The 2,174-nt window shown below is 70.1% G+C and carries 2 protein-coding genes and 1 pseudogene; 2 read left to right on the forward strand and 1 reads right to left on the reverse strand.

Annotated elements, in window-relative coordinates; genetic code table 11:
* Window positions 1–209: hypothetical protein (locus tag ACRDSQ_RS18055; RefSeq protein ID WP_431422660.1), on the forward strand; the 209-nt coding region annotated here is incomplete at its 5' end.
* Window positions 206–505 carry a hypothetical protein gene (locus ACRDSQ_RS18060; RefSeq protein ID WP_431422661.1) on the forward strand — a complete coding sequence of 100 codons (300 nt, stop codon included), beginning with the start codon at window positions 206–208 and terminating at the stop codon, window positions 503–505. The genes ACRDSQ_RS18055 and ACRDSQ_RS18060, both read left to right, overlap by 4 nt.
* A gap of 82 nt (window positions 506–587) precedes the next feature.
* Here the strand turns inward: ACRDSQ_RS18060 and ACRDSQ_RS18065 are convergent.
* Window positions 588–2,174: pseudogene (locus ACRDSQ_RS18065) on the reverse strand (hypothetical protein); the annotation flags it as partial.

Genomic DNA, 2,174 nt, shown 5'->3' on the forward strand with positions numbered 1-2,174 from the left:
ACCCGCAGCCTAGCGGAACCTCGGTGCTGGCCGAGGTGATCGAGCGGCTGGGGTCTGCCCGGCCGGTCGACGCCGCAGAGATCGATCTGGCGAGCTATCGCGGCCTGAAGCCGCCGTGGAATGACTGGCAGTACGTAGCCGCCCGCGGTCGGCGCTGGGCCCAGGTGCTCGCCGACCAATTGCTCGGCGAAGACGAGGCCGTCACGTGAGCGGATTCGACCTGTCCACCTCGGCTGCCCTATGGAACCGCAGCCACCTGGATCTTCGGAGCGACGAGGTGCTGGTGCAGATTCTCGACCGCGGCGAACTCGCCGCCTGGCGCGAGATCTACCGTCTCGCCTCGGGCTCCAGCGCGGAAGCGGCCGCCCTACGTCGCCGCATCCTGCATCTCTGCCGCACCGTTCCCCTCGCGTTCCCCCACCTTTTCATCGCAGTGATGGGCGCGCTTGGGGAACCGATCGACCCCTACCCCGCCGTCCCGCCTCCCGCCGACGAGATCGCCTGAGGCTCTTCTTCCGCAGACGCCGCGGGGGCGCTGGCGCGCCCCCGCGGGTTGACTGCGGCTGCTGAGGACCTACTCTACTCCGCTACTGCTGGGTGATCCTCACGTCGTCGACCGCCGCCTCCACCAGGCTCGCGGTCGAGGCGTCCGCGGCCTCGATGAGGATGCGGACAGACTGGCCGGCGAAGGAGCTGATGTTGGCGGAGGTGGTAGCCCAGACGGCGTCGTCGTCCTCGGTGCCGCCGAGCTCCTGGAAGACCTGCTGCGTCGTCGCGCCCACGATGCTGACGCGCAGGAAGTCGGCGGTCGAGGAGTTGGTGCCGTGCGCCAGGTAGTAGCTGAACGACAGCGTCAGCGTGCCGGTCGACGGCAGGGTGATGGCGGGCGAGCGGATCGAGGTCGTGCCGCCGTCGATGTCGTTGACGCCGGCCGAGGCCCCGGCCAACCGCGCCGTGACCAGGTCGTTGACGCCGCTGACGGTCGTCCCGAGCTGCTTCGGGCCGCTCGAGTCGGTCTGCTCGGGGTCGCCGCGCTCCCAGAACCCGGTAGTCGCCGTGTCGGTGCCGCTCGGGTTGGTGGTCCACCCCTGGCTGGTCTCGAAGTCGTCGAAGAAGACCGTCGTCACCGGCGGGCTGCTGACCGCGAAGACCAGGTCGTCGCGGTCGTTGAACGAGCCGACCGTGCAGGGCGAGGCGCTGCCCTGATAGCGGAACTGCGCGCGCACCGCCTGCAGGGCGCCCGAGGGCAGCGTGTAGGTGGCGCTGAAGGTCTGCGCGCCGCCTTGCGCCGCGGTCGGGTTGATGGTGGTGAGGAAGGTCCAGCTCGGGCTGCTGGCGTTGGCCGTGAAGTAGAGGTCGAGGTGGTCGGAGGTCGGCCCGCCGGTCCACACCCAGACGCTGGCGTCGATGCGCACCGTCTTGCCCGGGGCGAAGTTGGTGCCGTCGGTAGTCGAGACCTTCAGGCGATCGTTCGACTCGTCGCTGTGGAAGGTGCCCGAGGTGCCGTCGGCGCAGGAGTCGTTGATGGTGTTCGGCTGGTTGGGCTCGGCGCCGCCGGTGATGGTGTCGCGGCCGTTGAGCAGCGTCGCGCCCGAGTCGCAGGAGATCCCCACCGTCGCGCACTTCGGCGCCTGGAGGACGGAGTCGAAGACCGCCGTCTGCGCGCCGCCGCCGCCGGTCGGGTTGACCGTCAGCGACATGTTGGTGCTGCGCGTCGTGGCGCCGCTCGTGCCCTGCACCTGGAAGGTGAAGCTGCCGGTCGACGCGGTCGCCGTCGCCGACACGGTCAGCGTGCTGTTGGCGGTGCCGTTGGCGGGCGGCGTCACCGAGGTCGGGCTGAAGCCGCAGGAGGAGCCAGCGGGCATATTTGCGCACGCCAGCGTGACGGCGCTCGAGAAGCCGTTGATCGAGGTGACCGTGCAGGTGCTGGTGGTGCTGCTCCCCTGGGTGACGGTCAGGCTCGACGGGCTGCAGGAGACGCTGAAGTCCGGCGTCGGCGTACCGGCCGTTGGGGTCACCGTCACGCAGTTGCTGGCCCGGCCGAAGCAGGCGTTCGACGCTCCCGCCGCGACCACGTTGTAGTAGTAGTTCCGCCCCGCCGCCACCTGGCTGTCCGTGAACGCCAGGCCGGTGGTCTCGCCGATCTTGGTCTTGCCGAAGTCGCAGCCGGCGTG

The organism is Actinokineospora sp., from assembly GCF_050699995.1.
In the GTDB taxonomy this organism is placed as follows: domain Bacteria; phylum Actinomycetota; class Actinomycetes; order Mycobacteriales; family Pseudonocardiaceae; genus Actinokineospora.